Here is a 1381-nt window from a genome sequence, read left to right as displayed (position 1 = left end):
GGGAGTGTCCAATAGACGGCGGATCCGATGATCAAGGAGACGCCTGATGAGTGAGACCATGACCGAGCACGGGGCCGTGGAGGAGCCGGTCGTCGAGTCGGCTGCGGAGGCGGTGTCGGACGAGCAGTTGATCGCGATGCTGGTCGACCGTGCCCGTACGGACGGGCTGCAGCTGACCGGGGAGGGCGGGCTGCTGCAGCAGCTGACCAAGCGGGTGCTGGAGTCCGCCCTGGAGGGCGAGATCACCGACCACGTCGGCTATGAGAAGCACGACGCGACCGGCCGGAACAGCGGCAACTCCCGTAACGGCACCCGTTCGAAGACGGTGCTGACTGACGTCGGCCCGGTCGAGGTGAGGGTGCCGCGGGACGTGACCGGGACGTTCGAGCCGCAGATCGTCAAGAAGCGGCAGCGCCGGCTGACCGGCGTCGATGAGATGGTGCTCTCGCTGTCCGCGAAGGGGCTGACCCACGGGGAGATCTCGGCACATCTGGCCGAGGTTTACGGGGCCGAGGTGTCCAAGCAGACCATCACCACGATCACGGACAAGGTGATGGAGGGCATGGCCGAATGGCAGTCACGTCCCCTCGACCGCGTCTACCCCGTCCTCTTCGTGGACGCCATCAACGTGAAGATCCGCGACGGCCAGGTGGCGAACCGGCCGATCTACGTTGCCATGGCCGTGACGGTGGACGGCACCCGGGACATCCTCGGGATCTGGGCCGGCACCGGCGGCGAGGGCGCGAAACACTGGCTGTCGGTCTTCACCGAGTTGAAGAACCGCGGCGTCGAGGATGTGCTCATGCTCGTCTGCGACGGACTGAAGGGCCTGCCCGACGCGGTCGAGACGGTCTGGCCTCGAACGATCGTGCAAACGTGCATAGTTCATCTTCTGCGCAACAGCTTCCGTTACGTCGCCCGGCAGGACTGGGACAAGGTCGCCAAGGCCCTCAAGCCCGTCTACACGGCCCCGAACGAGGCCGCCGCGACCGAGCGGTTCCTCGAGTTCAGTGATGCCTGGGGCAAGAAGTGCCCCGCGGTAGTGAAGTTGTGGTCCGACGCCTGGGCCGAGTTCGTGCCCTTCCTCTCCTTCGACGTCGAGATCCGCAAGGTCATTTGCTCGACGAACGCGATCGAAAGCGTGAACGCCCGCATCCGCAAGGCCGTCCGGGCCCGCGGCCACTTCCCGTCCGAGGCCGCCGCGTTGAAATGCGTCTACATGGCGCTGATGAGCCTGGACCCCACCGGCAAGGGACGCAAGCGGTGGACCATGCGCTGGAAGGCACCCCTAAACGCCTTCCAGATCGCCTTCGAAGGCCGGCTCACCCCGGCCAACAACTGAACCTCAACAACCAAGATCAGCCGTTGATTGGACAGACCC

1 protein-coding gene is annotated in these 1381 nt (G+C 65.6%); it reads left to right on the top strand.

What is annotated here, in order from left to right; all coding sequences use genetic code 11:
* The first annotated feature begins 58 nt into the window (after nucleotides 1–58).
* Entirely contained in the window at nucleotides 59–1342 is a 1284-nt protein-coding gene (locus tag AC07F3_RS42370; protein WP_479120451.1) for an IS256 family transposase, read from the top strand.
* Nucleotides 1343–1381: the final 39 nt, after the last annotated feature.

Source organism: Streptomyces sp. NPDC045846 (genome assembly GCF_056431605.1).
This window is presented reverse-complemented; position numbering and strand designations above follow the sequence as displayed.

Bases quoted from the DNA above. Each gene is read 5' to 3' on its own strand.
- AC07F3_RS42370 (WP_479120451.1), top strand. From the start codon at position 59: ATGACCGAGCACGGGGCCGTGGAGGAGCCGGTCGTCGAGTCGGCTGCG.